The 19,887-nt window shown below is 63.8% G+C and carries 14 protein-coding genes and 2 riboswitches; of the genes, 4 read left to right on the top strand and 10 right to left on the bottom strand.

The genetic code is table 11. The features are described from left to right. Positions 1–16 precede the first annotated feature (16 nt). Positions 17–844, bottom strand: a complete 828-nt coding sequence (locus PCJ49_RS03880; RefSeq protein ID WP_089290208.1) for an alpha/beta hydrolase — start codon at positions 842–844, stop codon at positions 17–19. A 195-nt stretch (positions 845–1,039) separates the two neighbouring features. Between PCJ49_RS03880 and PCJ49_RS03875 the strand changes: the two genes are divergently transcribed. After that, complete coding sequence (locus PCJ49_RS03875; RefSeq protein ID WP_269909798.1) at positions 1,040–3,508, top strand: winged helix-turn-helix domain-containing protein; 2,469 nt, start codon at positions 1,040–1,042, stop codon at positions 3,506–3,508. A gap of 17 nt (positions 3,509–3,525) precedes the next feature. Here PCJ49_RS03875 and PCJ49_RS03870 read toward each other — a convergent pair whose 3' ends face one another. The 5 genes from PCJ49_RS03870 to PCJ49_RS03850 all read right to left on the bottom strand — a co-directional run bounded on the left by PCJ49_RS03870 (position 3,526) and on the right by PCJ49_RS03850 (position 13,171). After that, positions 3,526–4,929 (bottom strand): glycoside hydrolase family 30 beta sandwich domain-containing protein, encoded by a 1,404-nt coding sequence (locus PCJ49_RS03870; protein WP_269909797.1) that lies wholly within the window; start codon positions 4,927–4,929, stop codon positions 3,526–3,528. Beyond that, the gene (locus PCJ49_RS03865; RefSeq protein WP_269909796.1) at positions 4,926–7,214 is read right to left on the bottom strand and encodes a glycoside hydrolase family 3 protein; all 2,289 of its coding nucleotides are present in this window, start codon (positions 7,212–7,214) and stop codon (positions 4,926–4,928) included. The genes PCJ49_RS03870 and PCJ49_RS03865 overlap by 4 nt, the downstream gene beginning before the upstream one ends. Positions 7,215–7,518: 304 nt before the next feature. Continuing rightward, the gene (locus PCJ49_RS03860) at positions 7,519–9,024 is read right to left on the bottom strand and encodes a tryptophan halogenase family protein (RefSeq protein ID WP_269909795.1); all 1,506 of its coding nucleotides are present in this window, start codon (positions 9,022–9,024) and stop codon (positions 7,519–7,521) included. Between the two features lie 75 nt (positions 9,025–9,099). Continuing rightward, on the bottom strand, positions 9,100–11,934 hold the full coding sequence (locus PCJ49_RS03855) for a TonB-dependent receptor (protein WP_269909794.1): 2,835 nt from the start codon (positions 11,932–11,934) through the stop codon (positions 9,100–9,102). A gap of 199 nt (positions 11,935–12,133) precedes the next feature. Further along, positions 12,134–13,171 carry a LacI family DNA-binding transcriptional regulator gene (locus tag PCJ49_RS03850; protein WP_269909793.1) on the bottom strand — a complete coding sequence of 346 codons (1,038 nt, stop codon included), beginning with the start codon at positions 13,169–13,171 and terminating at the stop codon, positions 12,134–12,136. Between the two features lie 302 nt (positions 13,172–13,473). Between PCJ49_RS03850 and PCJ49_RS03845 the strand changes: the two genes are divergently transcribed. Then, positions 13,474–13,797, top strand: a complete 324-nt coding sequence (locus PCJ49_RS03845) for an AraC family transcriptional regulator (RefSeq protein WP_269909792.1) — start codon at positions 13,474–13,476, stop codon at positions 13,795–13,797. A 33-nt stretch (positions 13,798–13,830) separates the two neighbouring features. Here PCJ49_RS03845 and PCJ49_RS03840 read toward each other — a convergent pair whose 3' ends face one another. Continuing rightward, the gene (locus tag PCJ49_RS03840) at positions 13,831–14,655 is read right to left on the bottom strand and encodes a DUF2189 domain-containing protein (RefSeq protein WP_269909791.1); all 825 of its coding nucleotides are present in this window, start codon (positions 14,653–14,655) and stop codon (positions 13,831–13,833) included. Positions 14,656–14,942: 287 nt separating this feature from the next. Further along, entirely contained in the window at positions 14,943–15,986 is a 1,044-nt protein-coding gene (locus PCJ49_RS03835; RefSeq protein ID WP_269909790.1) for an alpha/beta hydrolase, read from the bottom strand. A 246-nt stretch (positions 15,987–16,232) separates the two neighbouring features. Between PCJ49_RS03835 and msrP the strand changes: the two genes are divergently transcribed. After that, positions 16,233–17,165 carry a protein-methionine-sulfoxide reductase catalytic subunit MsrP gene (msrP, locus tag PCJ49_RS03830; protein WP_269909789.1) on the top strand — a complete coding sequence of 311 codons (933 nt, stop codon included), beginning with the start codon at positions 16,233–16,235 and terminating at the stop codon, positions 17,163–17,165. Beyond that, positions 17,165–17,788: a protein-methionine-sulfoxide reductase heme-binding subunit MsrQ gene (msrQ, locus tag PCJ49_RS03825; protein WP_269909788.1), complete on the top strand. Its 624-nt coding sequence runs from the start codon at positions 17,165–17,167 to the stop codon at positions 17,786–17,788. The genes msrP and msrQ overlap by 1 nt, the downstream gene beginning before the upstream one ends. Positions 17,789–17,791: 3 nt before the next feature. Here msrQ and PCJ49_RS03820 read toward each other — a convergent pair whose 3' ends face one another. After that, on the bottom strand, positions 17,792–19,171 hold the full coding sequence (locus PCJ49_RS03820) for an L-serine ammonia-lyase (protein ID WP_269909787.1): 1,380 nt from the start codon (positions 19,169–19,171) through the stop codon (positions 17,792–17,794). A gap of 118 nt (positions 19,172–19,289) precedes the next feature. Continuing rightward, positions 19,290–19,377: riboswitch (glycine riboswitch) on the bottom strand. Positions 19,378–19,405: 28 nt separating this feature from the next. Then, positions 19,406–19,687 (bottom strand): hypothetical protein, encoded by a 282-nt coding sequence (locus tag PCJ49_RS03815; protein WP_269909786.1) that lies wholly within the window; start codon positions 19,685–19,687, stop codon positions 19,406–19,408. 75 nt (positions 19,688–19,762) lie between these two features. Further along, positions 19,763–19,873: riboswitch (SAM-I-IV-variant riboswitch) on the bottom strand. Positions 19,874–19,887 lie beyond the last annotated feature (14 nt).

Raw genomic sequence — 19,887 nt, 5'->3', positions numbered from 1 at the left:
AACCTCAACGTTAACCTTAATTGGAAGCGAAGGCCAGCAGGTCGGCACTCAGCCGATCCTTGTGCGTGTCGGTTACCCCGTGCGGCCCGCCTTCGTAAACCTTCAGTTCCGCATGGGGCAGCAGCTTCTTCACCGCCCGGCCCGCGGCGTCGATGGGCACCACCTGATCGGCATCGCCATGGATGACCAGGGTGGGCAGCCCGTCGAACTTCTTCAGGTCTTCCGTGAAGTCGGTTTCAGAGAAGGCCTTGATACAGTCATAGGTCGCCTTGTGGCTGGCCATCATCCCCTGCATCCAGAAACTGTCCATCATGCCCTGCGACGGCTTGGCGCCGGGCAGGTTGAAGCCGAAGAAGGGGCCGCTGGCGATATCCTTGTAAAGCTGCGACCGGTCGGCCAAGCTGGCGGTGCGCAGGCCATCGAACACCTCCATCGGGGTGCCGGCCGGGTTGGCATCCGTCTTCAGCATCAGCGGCGGCACAGCCCCCACCAGCGCCACCTTGGACACGCGGGCGCGGCCATGGCGGGCGATATAGCGGGTGACCTCGCCGCCACCGGTGGAAAAGCCGACCAGCACCGCATCACGCACATCCAGCGCTTCCAGCACCTGGGCCAGATCGTCGGCATAGGTATCCATGTCATGGCCGTGCCAGGGCTGGCTGGAACGGCCATGGCCGCGCCGGTCATGGGCGATGGTGCGCAGACCGTTGGAGGCCAGATGCAACATCTGCGCCTCCCAGCTATCCGCGTTCAGCGGCCAACCATGGCTGAACACAACGGGGCGCCCGCTGCCCCAATCCTTGTAATAGAGCTGCGTGCCATCATCGGTGGTGATCGTACCCATGGCCATTCTCCGCCTTTGTGCTGGTTGCTGTCTGCCGGAGGGTGGAAGCCCGTTGCTCCACCCCTGATCGACAGCGGAACTATTCAGCGGAAAAAGAAATTCGGCGTGTTAAAAGACATAAAATCAGTCTCGCTGGAATGTGTCATAAGCTAGAGCCAAGCCATCACAGGCCCCGTTGCCCAGCCGAGTATGAGTATGCCTTTCGAGAAGCCTGACCATTACCTGCTGGATACCGGTCGGCGCCGCCTTTTGCGCAATGGCGATGTGGTCGCCTTGGGCGACCGTGCCTTTGACCTGTTGCTGGCCTTGGCAGGCGCCAGCGGCGAGGCCTTGTCGGCGGATGAACTGACGGCCCTGGTCTGGCCGGGGCTGTCGGTCAGCGCCGGCAATTTGCGGGTCCAGGTCCGGGCTTTGCGCAAGGCGCTGGGTGACGGGGCGGTGGAAAATGTGCCCGGTATCGGCTATCGCCTCACCCTGTCGCTGGCCCCGGTACCGGCCCCTGCTGATGAGGCCCCGGCGGAAGAACTGGTTGGGCGTGATGGTGACCTAGGGCGCCTGCGCGAATTGCTGGCCCGGTCGCGGCTGGTCAGCATCATCGGCCCTGGCGGGGTGGGCAAAACCTGTCTGGCCCTGGCGGGGGCGGCCGCGTGTGAGGGGCTGCGGGTGGTGCATGTGGAACTGGCGCCGGTGCGCCAGCCGGGGCTGGTGCCCGTGGTGACGGCGGCAGCCCTGTCCATCCGCCTGTTGAAGGCCGATGTCGTGGACGCCATCCGGGCGGCGTTGGCCGGCCAGCCCACCCTGCTGTTGCTGGACAATGCCGAACATCTGCTGGATGAGGTGGGGGAGTTCGCAGAAAACCTGCTGGGCACCTGCCCTGATCTGCACCTGTTGTTGACCAGCCGGGAGCCGTTGAATATCAGCGGTGAATTGCTGCTGAACCTCTGCCCCCTGGCCTGTCCGCCGGCGGAGGAGGGGGAGGCGGCGGCCATCCGGTCTTATCCCGCCGTGGCGCTGGTGCTGCGTAACCATGCCCAGGCGGGCTGGCCCCCCCTGGCGGATGACCAGATGCCAGCCCTGGCCAAGCTTTGCCGCCAGTTGGACGGGCTGCCTTTGGCCCTGGTGCTGCTGGCCGCGCAGTTGCGCGATTGTCCGGTGGCGGATGTCTCGGCGGCCCTGGCAGGGCGGCTGCAGAACCTGCCGCTGGCGGGCACGTTCCATTACCGCCATGACAGTCTGGCCCATATGCTGGACTGGAGCTTTGATCTGCTGTCCGATGATGAAAGGCTGCTGCTGTCGCGGCTGGCCGTGTTCAGCGGTTCCTGGCCGGTGGCGGGGGCGGTGGCGGTCTGCGGGGCCGCGCCGCTGACGCCGGCCATGGTGCCGGGGCTGGTGGCTGGTCTGGTTTCCCGTTCCCTGGTGGCGGGACCATTGCAGACGCAAGGGGCCGGGCTGCGCCTGCTGGAAACCATCCGCCAATATATTATCGCCCGCGATCCCGGCCGGATTGAACGGGAGAGGCTGAACCATGCCCTGTTGGGCTGGTTGCCAGACGTGCTGGAAGAATATCATGTCCAGTCGGAGCAGGTGGGGGTGATCGCGGCCAAGCTGGATGTCGATATTGCCGATGTGCGCGCCATCCTGGATTGGGCGCTGGGAGGGCAGGACATTCAACGCGGGCAGGAGCTGGTGGTTGCAATGATCCGGGTCTGGAACGTGCGCGGCCTTTATACGGAAGCGGCCCGTTACCTGGTGCGTGCCTGGGATGCCTGTGACGCGGATACGCCCCCCGCCTTGCGTGGCATTATCGGCTTGTTGCTATATGGGGAGGGGATACCGCTGCAGCTGCCCCATCACCAGCAGCGCCCCTGGTTCATGCGCGAAGAATTCCCCGCGGCCATCGCGGCGTTGCGCCCTATCCAGCATCAGCAGCCCCGCTGGTTCATCAATGCCTTCATGAGCGCTGGCTGGATGAAGCGTTATCAGGGAGAGCTGGAAGCTGCATTGACCCTGTGGGAAGAGGCGTTGGTGGTTTGCGAACGTCACGCGTTGGCAAACCTGCAATCCACGATTCTATCATTGATCGGCACGACGGCTGCGTTGATCGGTGACTTGACCAAGGCCCGCAGCTCGCTGGAACTCGCCATGGAAATCGGCCTGAGGATCGGGCTCTATCCCGCCCTTCCTGCCATGCGGATGGCAGAGGTGGAGTTTGCTGCCGGTGATTACGACCGGGCGGTGGCCGTGGCGCGTGAAATCCTGGTTCAAGGACGGGGGATCACGCCTGCGCTGGAACTGACCCTCTATGCCAATCTCGCCTCTTACCTTGTGGTCAAAGGCGATTTGCCGGCGGCGATAGAGGAGGCGCTGACGGGGTTGCGTCTGCTGCTGCGGCAAAAATATACCTACTCCATCGGATGGACGCTGGAACGCGGGGCGCTGATCGCCGCCAGGCTGGGGCGGCGCGAGTTGGCGGCCGAATTAATGGCTGGGGCGGATGCCTTCGTCGCCAGCATGAACCTGACGCGCGGGGGGCCGGAACTGGCGGTTTATAGTCTGCTGCGCGACGAGTTGGGGCAGCCGGGTGATGTGACCCCGCCGCCGACTGAGCAATTGTTGCAGAAACTGCTGGCCTTCTATGAAGGGGCGGTGGCCGCGGAAAGCTGACCACCGCCGCACTTTGCTCACCAGACGAAGCTGCCCGCCGCGCGGGGCGGCAGTTGCGTCTTGAACCGTTTGGCCCCATCGGCAATGACAAACCGGGCCGGCTTGTCGCCATGGTTATAGGCAACCAGTACCCGGCTGCCGTCCGGGTTTTCAAAGGCGACACTTTCCACGTCACCCACCTCTGCCGGCGCGGCAATGCGCACGGCCCCCGGCTTCACGAAGCGGCTGGCATGGCCGAAGGCGTAATATTCCTGGTTGCGGGTGATGGAGCCCGTCTGGCTGTTGATGGTGACGATGCCCCGGCAGGTGTCGCAGCCACCGGCATTGGGCCGGTTCTTCTCATCCAGCGCCAGATTCCACATCAGCACGCCACGCGCGCCATAGCGGGTGGAACCGATGATCAGCTTGCGCATCATCCAGGCGAAACTGTCGGCATAATCGGGCGCCCATTCCCCGCCGGAACATTCGGTCAGGAAAACCTCTTTCTCCGGGTAGGCCTGCTGCACGATGGCCTGGGCCGCCACCTGGCCATTATAGCAATGCCAGGCCACGCCGCTGACATAGCCATTGGCCTTTGGGTTGGCAAAGACGGTCAGCGGCTGTTCCGGCTGGTCCCAATTATGGTCCCAGTCCAGCAGCTTGGTCTTGATGCCCTGTGCCGTCAGTTCCGGCCCCAGATGGTCGGCGAAGAAACGGGCGCGATCGACGGCCCGCCAGCGCATCCCCGGATAATCCTTCGGCTCAAAATCCGGTTCGTTCTGGATGGTCAGGTAATCGGTCGGCACGCCCTGCGCTGCGGCCTCTGTAATATAGCGGGCGAAGAAGCGGGCATAGACGGGGTATGCCTCATCCTTCAACTGCCCCTTGATCAGCGAGCCGGTGGTTTTCATCCAGGCCGGCGCGCTCCAGGGGGAGGCGACGATTTTCAGGTCGCCATTGAGGGACAGCGCCTGCCGCACCGTGGGGAAAACATGTTCGGCGGGGCGCTTCAGGGAGAAATGCGCCAAGTCCGGGTCGGGGGCACCATTCGGCGCATCATCCAGGCTGTAATGGTCGAGCGAGAAATCAGACGCACCAATGGTGAGCCGTGTCAGGCTGAATCCCAGCCCGCCATCCTGCCGCCCGAACAGTTCCGCCAGCAGGGACTGGCGCTGGCTGTCCGTCAGTTTGGTGCGGATCAGCCAGGCCGAACTGTCGGTGATGGCGGCCCCAAACCCCACCATGGTCTGAAAGCGCTGGGCCGGGTCCACCGTAATCACCGGCAGGCCGCTGGCGGCGCCGGGGTTAACCGGCGCCTGTTCGGTCAGCGAGAAGCGGCGGTCGCCGCTGGTGATCCAGGCCCGCATCGGCTCCGCCGCCGCTGCCAGTTGCGGCAGCGACAGCAGGGCCAGGGTGGCGGCGATGGTGATACGGGTTTTCATGGCTTGCCCTTCCATGCATCCAGTTTGGCTTCCCCGGTCAGGGCCTTGTCGCCGGCATGGGTGCCGACATAAAGCCCATAGCTGCCCTGGGGCAAGCGCCAGCCGCCGGCCTTGACATCATAATCGGCCAGCACGCGCGGATCGACCGTCAGGCTGACGCGGCGGGTTTCACCGGGGGCAAGGTCCAGCTTCTTGAACCCGGCCAGCCGCAGCATGGGCCGGCGTTCACCGGCCTGCACGTAAAGCTGCGGCGTATCGGCGCCCGCCACCTGTCCCTTGTTGGTGACATCAAAGCTGACGGTCAGGCGAACGCCCCCCTCCACCTTCAGGTTGGCGTATTGGAAGCTGGTATAGGACAGGCCATAGCCGAAGGGGAACAGCGGCTTCTGCCCCTTTTCGGCGTACCAGCGGTAACCCACCGCGGCCCCTTCAACATAATCCACGGCAAAGGGTTTGATCCGCCCCACCTTCTGGCCATTGCGCCCGGCCTCATCCAGGGCGGCCTGTTCGGCAAAGCCGGGGGCGGACGGGCGGGGGGCCTGGTTTTCAGCGGCGGGGAAGGTCATGGGCAGGCGACCGGACGGGTTCACCTCCCCGAACAGGATGCGGGCGATGGCTTCCCCGCCGCGCTGACCGGGATACCAGGCGGCCAGCACCGCCTTCACCTTGTCCAGCCAGGGCATCAGCACCGGGCCACCGCTTTCCAGCACCACCACCGTTTTCGGGTTGGCCGCCGACACCGCCTCAATCAGCGCATCCTGCCCATCCGGCAGGGCGATGGAGGGGGCATCCTGCGCCTCTGTCTGCCAGTGCCAGGCAAACAGCAGCACCGCATCGGCCCCGGCGGCGGCCTTGGCGGCGGCGGCGGGGTCTTTGCCATCCACATAGGTGACCTCGGCCCCTGGCAGCATCGCCTTCACGGCGGCCAGCGGGGAGGAGGCGTGCCAGGTGACACGCACGAAGGAGGCGGCTTCCCCGCCATTCAGCGGGATTTCCACCGGCGCCCCGCCGACCGAGCGCACCTGCGATGAACCACCGCCCGACAGCACGCCGACATCAGCATGGGCCCCGATCAGCACCACCTTGCGTGCCGATTTGGCCAGCGGCAGCAGGCCGTCATTCTTCAACAGCACGGAACCGCGTTCCGCCACCGCCTGGGCCACCTGGGCATGGGCGGGGTAATCGATCTTCTGTTCGCTGCTGGGGATGGGGTTTTCCATCAGCCCGGTCTGGATCACGCCATAGAGTACGCGGCGCACCATGTCATCCAGCCGGGCCGGCTTCACCTTGCCTTCGGCCACCGCCTTTTTCAGATCGTCGCCGAAGAAGATCTGCGGGTCCAGTTCCTGGCCGGATTGCTGGTCCAGCCCGGCATTGGCCGCCTTCACCGTGCTGTGTACCGCGCCCCAGTCGGACATGACAAAGCCGGGATAGGCCCAATCCTTCTTCAGCACCCGGTTCAGCAGGAAGTCATTCTCGCAGGCCCAATCGCCATTCACCTTGTTATAGGCGCACATGACAGAGGCCGGCTTGCCGCGTTCAATGGCGATCTGGAAGGCCAGCAGGTCGCTTTCCCTGAGATCCGCTTCACCGATGCGGGCATCCATGACATGGCGGCCGGTTTCCTGCGCATTCAGGGCGAAATGCTTGATGGTGGAGATGATGTTGTTGGACTGCACACCGCGGATGCTCTCCCCGGCCAACACACCGCCCAGCAGCGGGTCTTCCCCCAGATATTCAAAATTGCGTCCGGCCCAGGGGTCGCGGGTCAGGTTCACACCACCGGCCAGCAGCACGTTGAAGGTCTTGGCCCGTGCCTCCGCGCCAATCATGGCACCGGATTGATAGGCCAGTTCCGGCTCAAACGTCGCGGCCAGCGACAGGCCGGACGGCAGGGCGGTGGCGGTGTCGCCCTTGCGCTGCTCCACCTGATTGGCCACGCCCAGACTGGCATCGCTTTCCCGCAGATTGGGAATGCCCAGGCGCGGCACGCCCGGCACATAGCCGGCGGACGGGATCATGTCCGCCGGCGGGTTCTTGGCCTGCGGCGGGAACAGCCCGTGCAGATAGGTGATCTTCTCCTCCAGCGTCATCTGCCGCACCAGGGCATCCGCGCGCGCCCAGATCGGGTCATGGGCACGGGCGGCCAGTGGCGGGCTGTCAGCGGTGGGCTGGGGATTGCTGGACTGGGCGAAACCCGCCGGGCTGAAAGCCAGCAGGGCGGCGATGGCGGTCGTCAGGCAAAGCTGGCGCGCAACCAGCGATGGCTGGCGGAAACGGGGCATGGTTCTCTCCCTAAGGCTTATGGTGTGCCCGCCGGGGCGGGGTGAAAAGGCGGTTGGGGATTGCTGGTTTTTTGTGTTTTGGTGGGGGTGTGTTTTTGGGGGAGTGACGCGGGATAGGAGCGCCCCTTTCTCCCTCGCACCTTTGTTGCCTCCCCCGCGAAAGCGGGGGTCCAGGACCAAGGGCACCGAAGCGTTGTTCCTGTGACCCTGGACCCCCGCTTTCGCGGGGGAGGCATGGAAGTGAAAGCGAACTGGTGTTTATCCTTAGCGAGGAACGGCACAAGATTTTCCAATCGGAAATCCCTCACCCCACCCCACAAATCCGCTCCAGATAGGCCGCATGGCCCGGCATCACGGCGACGCATTTGCCGATGACGCTTGTGATATTGCTGAGATATTCCGCAATCTCCGCATCATCCTGCACCCGCACCAGCGGGTCGGGGGAACGGGGGATGATGCCCTGGCCCAGGAACACCTGAATCCAGCTTTCCTCGGCAAACAGTTCCTCATCCTCGCGGAAGATGCGGCCGCAGGCGGCGAACAGGTCGATCTTGCGCTGCAGCGTTTCCGGTATCGCCATGTCCCGGCAGTAGCGCCAGAACGGTGTGTCATCCCGCGCGGTGGCCTTGTAATGCAGGATGATGAAGTCGCGGATACGCTCATACTCAAAATCGCTCTGGCGGTTGAATTCCGCAATCACCGCCGGATCAAAGCGGCCATCGGGCATCAACCGAACCAGCCGGATGGCGGCGGATTGGATCAGGTGCAGGCTGGTGCTTTCCAGCGGTTCCAGAAAGCCGCTGGCCAGCCCCACCGCCACACAATTACGGTTCCAGAGCTGCCGGCGCTTGCCGGTGGTGAATTGTATCCGCAACGGATCGGCCAGGGCCGGCCCATCCAGGTTGGACAACAGGATACGCTCGGCCTCCGCCTCTTCCATGAAGGGGCTGGCATAGACATGGCCGTTGCCGGTGCGGTGGCGCAGCGGGATACGCCATTGCCAGCCGGCCCCGTGCGCGGTGGCGCGGGTATAAGGCGTCATCTCCCCCGGCTGGCGGGCGCAGGGAACGGCCAGCGCCCGGTCACAGGGCAGCCAGTGCCGCCAATCCTCGTATCCGGTTTTCAGCGCCTGTTCGATGATCAGGCCCCGGTAGCCGGAACAATCGATGAAGAAATCGGCCGCCACCTCCCGCCCATCGGCCAGGGTGACCGATTGCACGAAACCATCCTCGGGGCGCAGATGCACCGCCCCGATGCGGCCTTCCAGCCGCTGCACGCCAGCCTTTTCCGCCATCTCCCGCAGATAACGGGCGTAGAGCCCGGCATCGAAATGGAAGGCATGGGCGATGTGGGACAAGGGCGAGTCCGGCAAATCCGGCCGCGCCCGCATGAATTTCCCCGCCCGCGCTGCGGCGGTATTAATGGCCAGCCCGTCGAAATCCGGTGCCTTGCCCTGGGCCTGCTGGTGCAGCCAGTAATGGTGGCAGCGCAGCCAGCCCAGATCCTGGCCGATGGGGCCGAACCCGTGAATATAGCTGTCACCCTGCCGGTGCCAGTTTCGAAACTCGATCCCCAGCTTGAAACTGCCCTGGGTGCGGCGCAGGAAGTCATCCTCGTCCAGCCCCAGCAATTCATTAAACCGCTTGATGGCGGGGATGGTGGCCTCGCCCACGCCGATGGTGCCGATTTCATCGGATTCCACCAGCGTGATCTCATAAAGCCGTTTGAACAGGCGGGAGAACAGGGCGGCCACCATCCAGCCGGCCGACCCGCCCCCGACGATCAGGATTTTCTTGATCTGTTGCTGCACAGGGCAAACCTTCCAACTGCCAGAGGGAAGGGGGCCAGCATCCCCCATGCGCGGGATGCCGGCCCGATGATGGGGTCAGTAGCGGTAGCTGACACCGAACAGGAATTCCCGCCCGTACTTCTCATAGGTTTCCGGCAGGCTGGACCCGTCACTGGTCTTGGTCCCGCCGCTATCCAGGCCCACACGGGTGCGATAGGGGCTGTCCGTCAGATTGTTCACCTGGAACAGGAAGCCCAGATTTTCAAACTGGCCTTCCTGGATGGTGTAACCGATCTGCGCATCCACCTGCTTGTCGGACAGGATTTCCGTGAAGCCACGGTTGGCGTAGAGCTGCACCACCTCCCCCTTGAAGGCGGAGCGGTAGCGCTGGCTGATCCGCGCCTGGAACCCGTCGCGTTCATAATAGGCGGTCAGGTTATAGACCGTCTTGGACAGGCCGGGAATGCGCACGGCCTGGCCCGGATCGTTCTTGTCCGTCGGGTTCAGGCTGGACCAGGTGAGCGACAGGCTGCCCTGCACGCCAAACCCTTCCAGAGGCTCATACAATTGACCGAAATCCAGGGCACCGGAGAATTCCAGCCCCTTCAGATTGCCGCCATTGCCATTGGCCGGCAGGGTGATCTGGCCCATATTGCTGATCTTGACCCCGGCGGGGATGCTGGATGCCGTCGTCGGCAGGGGCAGGCCGCTGAAATCGAAAGGTTGGGTTTGGTTGTAGATATAGGTCTTCAGCTTCTTGTAGAAGCCGGCGATCGAAATATAGGTCGTCGGCGCCACATACCATTCATAGGCCAAGTCGGCCGCATCGGCCTTCCAGGGCTTCAGGTTGGGATTGCCACCGCTGGCCGACCAGGGGTTGACCGTACTGCCCGCCGCGCATGTCTGGCCATTACAGATCGTGCCGTTGAAGGAGGGCGTGACATTGGCGCGCATGTCATCCATTCGCGGCCGCGCCATGGTCTTTGACAGGCCCAGCCGCAAACGGTGCCCATCGCCCAGATCATAGATGGCATTCAGGCTGGGCAGCACATCGGTATAGGTTTCCTTGGCGCTAATGGCGGTGGGAACCACCTTGCCACTGGTGCCATTAATAATCACACCGCTGGATGATTGCTGCTGCCGCACCACCTGCACACCGACATTACCGGTCAGGTCGCCAAAACCATAATTGGCGCGGGCAAAGAAGGTGGTGACCTTTTCGGAGATGTCCCAATTCTTGTCGTAATTATTGGCATCGACCAGCGGCGTTTGATCAAAATATTTCCGCCAGACATTGCCGATATCCACGCTCAGCACATCGCCCATGCCGGCAAAGCCCAGCGAGGTGGGGGCCACCAGATCGGCGGGATCGACATAGACCTGCTGATTGTTCTTCAGGAACAGATCATATTCCACCACCCGCTTGGTCTTTTCACGGTTGGTGTAATTGATGCCGACCGACAGCTTGTTGATGAAGCTGTCAAATTCCTGATCAAGCCGGGCCTCGGCGGACTTCACCTCTTCCTTCACGTCCGGATAACGGACAGCACCATCATGGCCCCAGCCGCCCCAGGGAGCATGGTCGCCCAACGACACCTTGGTCGCATCGGCATAGTTCAGCCCGGTTTTATACTGGGAGAAGCCGTCATCATTAATGTTGAAATCGATCTTGTCGAAGGTGCGACCGACATCGGGGGTATCCCCCGTCACGCGCCCCACGCCACGGCCGTAGCCGGCATAGGTTTCCATGATCTGTTCGCGCCGCTTGTTGCGCGAATAGGAAAGATCGGCCACCAGCTTGGTGGTTTCCGTCAGGTCGAATTCATTATTCAGCCCGATGGAGAACAGCTTGTCGTTACGCGTGTTGAAATCGTTGCGCAGTTGCGGCACGCCATTATTCAGCGTGCCGCTGCGGGCGAACAGCGAACCACCGACAGTATCCGTTTTCAGGTTGGTGAAGGTGGCCTTATCCGCGTAACCATTGGAGAACCATTGCGCGCCGCGCGTCGTCTCCTCCTGCTCGAACTTGGAATAATAGACGTCCAGCGTGCTGTGGATCGTCTCGTTCGGCTGGAACTCGACAATGCCGATCACGGCATCGCGGGTATTGTTGCGGGAGGTGGCGAACACCTCCTGCCCGTTCAGCATCAGCGCCTTTTTGGCAGCGGCATCCGGCACGGCATCCGGGAATGCCTCGTAACCATAGGCCTTGTAATGCTTTACCTGGGACGGGCTGTCCATATGGGCATAGCCGATGGCCACACCCAGCTTGCCATCCAGGAACTGATCGATATAGGAGGCGCTGGCCCGGTTGCCCCAGGTGCCGACATCGCTGTTCAGCTTGCCGCCGGACAGTTTCTCGCCCCGCACATTCACCGATGCCGCCCGCTTGCCAAACTCCAGCGGGCGCACGGTGCGCAGGTCGGCGGTGCCCGACAGGCCCATGCCGGAAACCTGCGCATCCGGCGTCTTGTAGATGACAACCGATGACAGCAATTCGGACGGATACTGGTCGAACTCCACCGCGCGGTTGTCGCCAGAACTGGCCTGCTGACGGCCGTTCAGCAAGGTGGTGGTGAAGTCGGGCGCCAGACCACGGATGGAGATCACCTGGGCGCGGCCATTGACACGCTGGGCCGCCAGACCGGGCAGGCGGGCAATGCTTTCGGCGATGGAGATGTCGGGAAGTTTGCCGATATCTTCCGCCGAAATCGCCTCCACGATGGAGGTTTCGTTCTTCTTGATATTGATCGAATTCTGGATGCCAGCGCGGATGCCGGTCACGACGATTTCGTCGATCACATCGCTGCTGCCCGCCTGTTGCTGGGCGGCTGCGGCCCCCGCCAGGGCCAGGCTGAGCGCCAGGCCCGACACGGTGCGGTACAGCACGCCGGACAGCGTCCAGCCTCCGCTGGAAACGCGGTTCGCCATCAACTCCTCCTCCCACACACCCCGGGCCGCAGTTGCAGCGGCCCTGATTATTGTTACCCTTGGAATGCCATTGCGTTGCGGCATTGAAAGCGCTTCCAATCTGCGCGCAGCCCATGGGCTTGTCAAGCTGCCTGGAACAGGGGACGGTTGTATGTTGGGTTTTTGCAACAGCGGATCGCGGCGCTGAACGCCGCTGTTTTTAAAACGCCTTGGTGGTCTGGCGGCAGACCAGGGCATGGTCCAGTTGCTGGAACAACGGGCCATCGATCACGGCACCGGTCAGCCGGCCGACCAGCAGTTCAACCGCCCGCTGCCCCAGCAGCTTCACCGGCTGGTGCACTGTGGTCAGCGGCGGCCAGACGATGGAGGCAACGGGCGCATCATCGAATCCGGTGATGGCGATATCGCCCGGTATATCCAGGCCGCGCGCATGGGCCGCCGCCAGGGCGCCCGCCGCCATGTCATCATTGGCGCAGACCAGCACGCTGGGTGGGTTGGGGACATCCAGCATTTCCGGCGTCAATCTTGTGCCGGATCGGAAGGTGAAATCGCCGCGCCGGATCAGACAGGCATCATCGCCCAGCCCATGGTCGGCCAGGGCGCGGCGGAAACCCTCCAGCCGGCGTTCGGCGGAAAGATGCGCCTCCAGCCCCGCCATGAAGCCGAAGCGGCGATGGCCCAGCCGGATCAAGGCGCAGGTCAGGTCATATCCTGCCGCCTCATCATCCACGCCTACCCCGTCGATCAGGGTGCGGGCGCTGGGGCCGGGGGAAACGGCCACCACCTTGCAGCCCCGCGCCAGGGCGGTTTCCACCAGGGCCAGATCGTCGCTGAAGGGCGGGCAAAGGATCAGCCCCTCGCAGCGCTGGTCATCAATCAGTTCCAGGATGCGCCGCTGCTGGTCCGGCGCATCCAGCGGGATCTGGTGGATCAGCAGCTGATAGCCCAGTGTGACACAGGCCCTGAGCGCCCCCAGCTCCAGGGCCGCCTCGTAATAGGAATTGGGCTCGCTCTCCGGATCGGAATTGAAGACAAAGCCCAGGGTACGGCTGGCGCCGCCGGCCAGGCTGCGCGCCTGTGGGTTGACCTTGTAATCCAGCGCCTTCACCGCCTCCATCACCTTGGCGCGCACGGCGGGGCGGACATTGGGGCCGCCATTCAACACGCGGGAGACGGTGACACGGGCCACGCCAGACAGGCGGGCGACATCGTCAATGGTCGGCTTCTTCCCGTTCAACCCTGCCGCTCCCAGGCTTTGGCATTATGATTGTTATGGCGATGTAGCATAGAAGCCGTGGTTTCCCAATGGTGCAGCGGCACCATCGACATCGTTCCGTCGGTTAAATGTTATAAAGCCGGTACCGGGGTGCGCGCGGGGCGGGCGCGCTGCGGCATAGGATGGGCGCGGTTCAACCCGTCACCCTGCCTGTTCGCCCAATGTCCGATCTTGCCTTTGATAATGGTGGCGCCATAGCGCCAAGCCCTTGCCCGCCGCACCGGGGCGGGCTTGCCCCCTGGCAATTGCGCCGGGTGTTGCGGATGATGGGCAATCTGGCCGCCGACCATGGGTTGGCCGATCTGGCGCGGGAATGCGGCATTTCCGTCGGCCATTTTTCCCGCGCTTTCAAACAAAGCGCCGGGATGCCGCCGCATCAATGGCTGCTGGAACGGCGGGTGGCGCAGGCGCGGCACCTGCTGGCAACCTCCCCATCCCCCATCGCGGAGATTGCGCAGCAATGCGGCTTTGCTGACCAGAGCCACCTGACGCGGGTTTTTGAACGCATCACCGGCACTACGCCCGGCCGCTGGCGCCGGCAATTGCCGGGAGTGGTGCCTGAAAATGAACAGCCGCCGGTCGGTTGACCGGCGGCTGTCATGCTGCTTTGCCGCTTGGGTCTATTCAGCGCCAGGAACCGGGGTGCGCCCCAACGCCCGTACATACAGGTGCCAAGTCGCATGGCCCAGCCAGGGCAGGGTGACGATCAGGGCCAGCAGGCCAGCGGCAATGCTGAACCCGATCACCACCGCCACCATGGCACCCCAGGCCAGCATCAGCGGCAGGTTCAGCAGCACCGCCCGCAGGCTGGCCAGGATGGCCGTCACAACATCCACATCCCGATCCAGCAGCATCGGTACGGAGAAAACCGACAATGCGAAGATGGTGGTGGCGATCAGCCCGCCGGCAATGATGCCGGTGGCGGCAAAGCGCAGCCCGGCGAAGCTGCCCGTCACGGCGGCCCAGAGCTGGGCCATCTCCATCGGGGCGGGGCCGAAATACAGCGCATAGATCAAGGTGGCGATCTTCAGCCAAGCGATGGTGGCAAATACCAGGAACAGGCCCAGCATCCCGATCTGGCTACCACCATGCCGGCGAAACGCGAAAAACACCTTCAGCGGTTCCACCGGCCGGCCCAACTGACGCCGACGGCTGATATCATAGAGGCCCAGGGCCGCGAACGGCCCGAACAGCAGGAAGCCGGTAATAGCCGGGAACATCAGATGCGGCTGGTCCAGCATGGTCAGGGCCAGCAGCCCGCCCAGGCCCAGCAGGGCATAGATGCCGCCAAAGGCCAGCCCATAGGTGGGGGCGGCCTTGAAATCGGCCCAGCCGTCGGCCAGGGCCTCCTGTAAATCATGATTGGTTAACCGGCGTGCCGTCGGCACCGGTACATAATCCGCCGGGAGCGGCAGTATGCGCTCCCCCTCGTGAAACGCCACCATTACGTCCTCCCTTACCTGTATCGCACAGGGGGTGCCGGTCTCTTCCGGGCGGTCACCCAAGATTGATGGTGGCGCAAATTGTCGCGGCCCGCCAGTCAAAACGATGGATCGAATGGAGATATTTTTCAGTTGAATTTATGCTGTGTCGCAACCAAAGAATATATGCAGCGCAACAAAAAGAACCCCTGGCGACAGGCGCCAGGGGTGCAAGTGGGGACGGGTCAGGGAGGGAAGGGTAAAATGTAAAGAATGCCCCGATGATTGCTACGGATCACAGGGGCTGGGTGTTAAATGCCACCCCCATCGCTGAAGGCGTAGATATCGTGCGAGGCCAGGGCCCGGCCGATATCGGCGATGGCACGATTGGCGGCCGGCAAGCGGCCACCCATGGTGATGAAGCCATGCACCATGTCGGCGTAACTGCGATGGATCACCGGTACCCCGGCGGCGGCCAGCCGCCCGGCATAGGCGCGGCCTTCATCCAGCAGCGGATCGAATCCGGCGGTGATGATCACGGTCGGCGGCAACCCGTCGAACCGGGCTGCCCGCAGGGGTGACACACGCCAATCCTGTTCAACATCCTGGCCCGCCAGATAATTGGCGACATAGGCCAGATATTGCTTGCGCGTCAGCAGATAGCCATCGGCATGGGCGAAATGGGAAGGCAGGCTGGCCGACAGGTCGGTGCAGGGATAGATCAGCACCTGACCCTTCAAGGCCGGTCCGCCTTCATCCCGCGCCTTCAGGGCCAGCACGGCAGCGATATTGCCGCCGGCACTGTCCCCCGCCACGCCGATGGCCAGCGGATCGATGGCCAGCAGCGGGGCATAGTTGGACAGCCAGCGCAGCGCCTCCCAGCCATCCTCAATGGGGGCGGGCCAGGGGTTTTCCGGGGCCAGCCGGTAATCCACGGCGACGATGACATGGCCGGTGGCGATGGCCAGCTGGCGGCACAGCGTATCATGGCTGTCCAGATCGCCCACCGTCCAGCCGCCGCCATGGAAGAATAGCAGCGCCGGCAGCGGCCGGAATCCGAAGGACGGCCGGTAGAGCCGCAGGTTCAGCTTGCCGGCCGGGGTATTGATCACCTCCTCCCGGATGGAGGCGATGTCCGGCACCGTCGGCCCCAGCGCCCGGCGTACCTGGGTGAAGATTCGGCGGGTTTCCGCCAGATTGCGCCCAGCCGTGGCGCTGCCCCCGATCAAGGTCACCACATCCGCCACCTCTGGCGACAGGCCGGGGCCGACCACGAAATCCGGCACATCCGGCACCAGACGCAGGGAACTGTCGGCCGGAACGGGTTTGGAGAGCGGCAGCACATTGGTGGACATCGGTTTTCCTCCGCCAGAAAGAGGAAGGTCGCCAGGGGAACGACGCTTTCTGAGGGGGATGGTGTCGGTTATTTCCTATTGAGTCAATGGGAATTATGTTTTTGTTTGTGAAATATCAATATAAACACATTTTATATGTAGATATGTATTCCTGTCGCAGCCTCGGCCTCGGGGCTAGCCGTGGCGGCGGCGCGCGCTTATCTTCTGCCCATGGGTTCCCCGCCCGAATGATGTGAGGAAAAGCCGATGCTGCTGCGCCATGCCCCCGATCTGGGCGAACGCGATGTGACGCCCCAGGCGCTCTATCTCAGCCGCCGTCATCTGCTGGCCGGGGCTGGTGGGCTGCTGCTGGCCGGCAGTGCCGCCGCCGCCCCGCTGACGGCGGCCAAAAGCAGCCTTTCCACGGACGAGCCTCCTACGCCCCTGAAGGACATCACCAGCTATAATAATTATTACGAGTTCGGCGTTGATAAGTCGGAGCCGGCGCGCAATGCGCATCGGCTGACCACCAGCCCTTGGAATGTGCAGGTGGATGGCATGGTGGCCAAACCCACCAACTTTGCCCTGGAAGATATCATCAAGCCGGCCAAGCTGGAGGAGCGCATCTACCGGATGCGCTGCGTGGAAGGCTGGTCGATGGTGATCCCCTGGATCGGCTTCCCCCTGGCCGATCTGCTGGCGCGGGTGGAGCCGCTGGGCAGCGCCAAATATGTGGCCTTTGAAACGGCCCTGCGCCCCAATGAGATGACGGGGGTGGGCGGTTTCCTGAAGGTGCTGGACTGGCCCTATCGGGAGGGCCTGCGCCTGGATGAGGCGCTGCACCCGCTGACCCTGCTGGCCGTGGGGCTGTATGGGGAGACGCTGCCCAACCAGAATGGGGCGCCGCTGCGTCTGGTGGTGCCGTGGAAATATGGTTTCAAGGGCATCAAATCCATCGTCCGCATCACCCTGACGGACAAGCAACCGCAGACCAGCTGGAACATGCAGGCGCCGCAGGAATATGGCTTCTATTCCAACGTCAATCCGGAGGTCGATCATCCGCGCTGGAGCCAGGCGACCGAGCGGCGGATCGGGGAAGGCGGGCTGTTCGCCAAGCGCCGGCCGACCCTGCCCTTTAATGGCTATGCCGATCAGGTGGCCGGGCTTTATACCGGCATGGATTTGCGGAAATTCTATTGATGGCTGCCCTGCCGCGCTGGCTGCGCCAGCCTGCCTTCCCCTCCTGGCCGCTCTATCTGCTGGGGCTGGTGCCGGGTGTCTGGCTGTTTGTCCAGGCGCTGACGGATAATCTGGGGGCCGATCCGGCCAAGGCGCTGGAACGCGGCCTGGGGGAATGGGCGCTGCGGCTGATCATTCTGGGGCTGGCCATCACGCCGCTGCGCCAGTCGCTGGGCATCAACTGGCTGCGCTATCGCCGGGCGGTGGGGTTGCTGGCCTTCTTCTATGTGCTGGCCCACCTGATCACATATATCCTGCTGGATCAGGGGCTGGATTGGGCGGCCATCGGCGCCGATATCCTGAAACGGCCTTATATCACCATCGGGATGCTGGGCTTTGTGCTGCTGCTGCCGCTGGCGGTGACCTCCAACAATGCCATGATCCGCCGGCTGGGCGGCGTGCGCTGGCGCCGGCTGCATCGGCTGGTCTATCCGGCAGCGCTGGCCGGGGCCGCCCATTTCCTGCTGCTGGTGAAATCCTGGCCGCTGGAGCCCATCATCTATGCCACCATCGTGGTGGCCCTGCTGGGCTGGCGTCTGCTGCCCCGTGGCGGGCGTGAGCGACCCGCCACGGGGAGACTTTAAAAATCAACAGCCCACCACATTGACGGCCAGCCCACCCAGGCTGGTTTCCTTATATTTGGAACTCATCTCCACGCCGGTCTGGCGCATGGTTTCAATCACCGCGTCCAGGGAGACGACGTGGCTGCCATCGCCGCGCAGGGCCAGATAGGCGGCATTGATCGCCTTCACCGCGCCCATGGTGTTGCGTTCGATGCAGGGCACCTGCACCAGCCCGCCGATCGGGTCGCAGGTCAGGCCCAGATTATGTTCCATGCCGATCTCGGCGGCATTTTCGATCTGCTGGTTATTGCCGCCCAAGGCTGCGGTCAGCCCGGCGGCGGCCATGGAACAGGCCACCCCGACTTCCCCCTGGCAGCCCATTTCGGCCGCCGAGATGGAAGCGCGAATCTTGTACAGAAAACCGATGGCCGCCGCCGTCATCAGCAAGGTGCGCGATCCGGCGCGGTTGGCGCCGGAGACAAAGGTCTCATAATATTTCAGTACGGCGGGCAGGATGCCGGCCGCCCCATTGGTGGGGGCTGTCACCACCCGGCCGCCGGCGGCATTCTCCTCATTCACGCTCAGCGCATAGAGGCTGACCCATTCGAACACGTGGGACGGCTCGATGCGGGGCATACTGGCCATCAGGGTCTGATGCAGGGAACGGGCGCGGCGGCGCACCTTCAGCCCGCCCGGCAGGATGCCATCCTGCCGGCAGCCGCGCTCGATGCAATCCAGCATGGCCTGGCGCACCTTGTCGACAAACTCCACCGTCTCGGCCCGGCTACGGAACGCCTCCTCATTGGCCCAGACAATATCGGCGATGGACAGGCCCTGCTGTTCCCCGATGGTCAGCAGCTCGGCACCGGAACTGAACGGGTGGGGCAGGGTGACATTGGGCCGGTCGCCGGCATCGGCCCCTTCCATGCGGATGGCCCCGCCGCCCACGGAATAGAAAACCTGCTCCAACTGCCGCCCATCGACATAATGCGCGGTAAAGCGCATGGCATTGGCATGGAAGGGCAGGAATTCCCCCATGCGGAAGCGCAGATGGTCCGCTTCCACAAAATGGATCGCCGTACCACCGCCCAGCGGCAGTGACTGGTCACGCGCGATGGCGGCGATCAGGTCCGGCACGGCATTGGGATCGATGCGGTCCGGCAGCCAGCCGGACAGGCCCAGCAGCACGGCATGGTCGGTGGCATGGCCCTTGCCGGTCAGCGCCAGCGAACCATAAAGATCGCAGGTGACCATATGCGGCTGGCCATGGGCGGTGGCCATGGCGGCAAAGACCGCCCCCGCCCGCATGGGCCCCACCGTGTGGGAACTGGACGGGCCGATGCCGATGGTGAACAGATCGGTCACCGAAAGGGAAGGGAACAGCGGGGCGGCGGCAATGGTCACGATGGCGGACACTCCTTGCGTGGCGGCTTTTTCTGCCGCCCGGTTGTGCCCGCTCTGTCTGTTTGCCTGAGATCGCTATCCCTTCGGCGGGCGCGCGAAGCGCCACTTTCCAGATATTATGTCCGACGGGTCCTTTTGCCTGAGAGTTTCCGGGGCGGTTGCTCCTTCGGCGCTGGCGCAGGGCCAGTCTCTCCCTCGTCGGGTAGCATCCATTCCATTGTTGCAGGGCTGCTGTCAAGCCATGCCGTTCGCCCAGCAAACCGCCTGTTCCACCTGATCCCCTTCCAGCACCCGCAACAGGGCGACCAGCCCGCCGCTGCGCCCCGGCTGGCGTTGCACCCGGTAAATATGCGTCCACAGCCCGCGGCTGCGATGCAGCACCACGAACAGGGCGCGGTCGCCCTCGGTGGGGCCGACCGGCTGCACCTGATCGCCCGGGGCGGCAATCAGGTCACGCAGCCATTCATCACCCGGATGAAAGGGGGCGGGGGCCAAGGGTGCGGTCACAAACATCATGCACTCCACAAAAGGCACCAACAGGGCCACAGGAGGCAGGCGTGACGGGACCAGGCCAAAGGGTGGAGAGGGAATCGCCGCCCGCTTCGTTGCCAGTAAACCGGCCGCATCGCCCCGTCAGAGGCCGCCACCTTGCCCGGGTCGGCAGGTTGGCGCCGGACCCAAGTCCGGCTCTGGATGCTGGAAGAAATCTTCCTGGT

This window comes from Niveispirillum sp. BGYR6 (genome assembly GCF_027568365.1).
In the GTDB taxonomy this organism is placed as follows: Bacteria; Pseudomonadota; Alphaproteobacteria; order Azospirillales; family Azospirillaceae; genus Niveispirillum.
Note: the sequence above shows the minus strand (reverse complement) of the source record. Positions and strands in the feature narration are given on the sequence as shown.

What these genes read in the sequence shown, in the direction of transcription:
- msrP (WP_269909789.1), top strand. Translation starts at nt 16,233, where the DNA reads ATGCTGCTGCGCCATGCCCCCGATCTGGGCGAACGCGATGTGACGCCC.
- PCJ49_RS03880 (WP_089290208.1), bottom strand. Translation starts at nt 844, where the DNA reads ATGGGTACGATCACCACCGATGATGGCACGCAGCTCTATTACAAGGAT.
- PCJ49_RS03815 (WP_269909786.1), bottom strand. Translation starts at nt 19,687, where the DNA reads ATGATGTTTGTGACCGCACCCTTGGCCCCCGCCCCCTTTCATCCGGGT.
- PCJ49_RS03835 (WP_269909790.1), bottom strand. Translation starts at nt 15,986, where the DNA reads ATGTCCACCAATGTGCTGCCGCTCTCCAAACCCGTTCCGGCCGACAGT.
- PCJ49_RS03870 (WP_269909797.1), bottom strand. Translation starts at nt 4,929, where the DNA reads ATGAAAACCCGTATCACCATCGCCGCCACCCTGGCCCTGCTGTCGCTG.
- PCJ49_RS03840 (WP_269909791.1), bottom strand. Translation starts at nt 14,655, where the DNA reads ATGGTGGCGTTTCACGAGGGGGAGCGCATACTGCCGCTCCCGGCGGAT.
- PCJ49_RS03855 (WP_269909794.1), bottom strand. Translation starts at nt 11,934, where the DNA reads ATGGCGAACCGCGTTTCCAGCGGAGGCTGGACGCTGTCCGGCGTGCTG.
- PCJ49_RS03875 (WP_269909798.1), top strand. Translation starts at nt 1,040, where the DNA reads ATGCCTTTCGAGAAGCCTGACCATTACCTGCTGGATACCGGTCGGCGC.
- PCJ49_RS03865 (WP_269909796.1), bottom strand. Translation starts at nt 7,214, where the DNA reads ATGCCCCGTTTCCGCCAGCCATCGCTGGTTGCGCGCCAGCTTTGCCTG.
- msrQ (WP_269909788.1), top strand. Translation starts at nt 17,165, where the DNA reads ATGGCTGCCCTGCCGCGCTGGCTGCGCCAGCCTGCCTTCCCCTCCTGG.
- PCJ49_RS03845 (WP_269909792.1), top strand. Translation starts at nt 13,474, where the DNA reads ATGATGGGCAATCTGGCCGCCGACCATGGGTTGGCCGATCTGGCGCGG.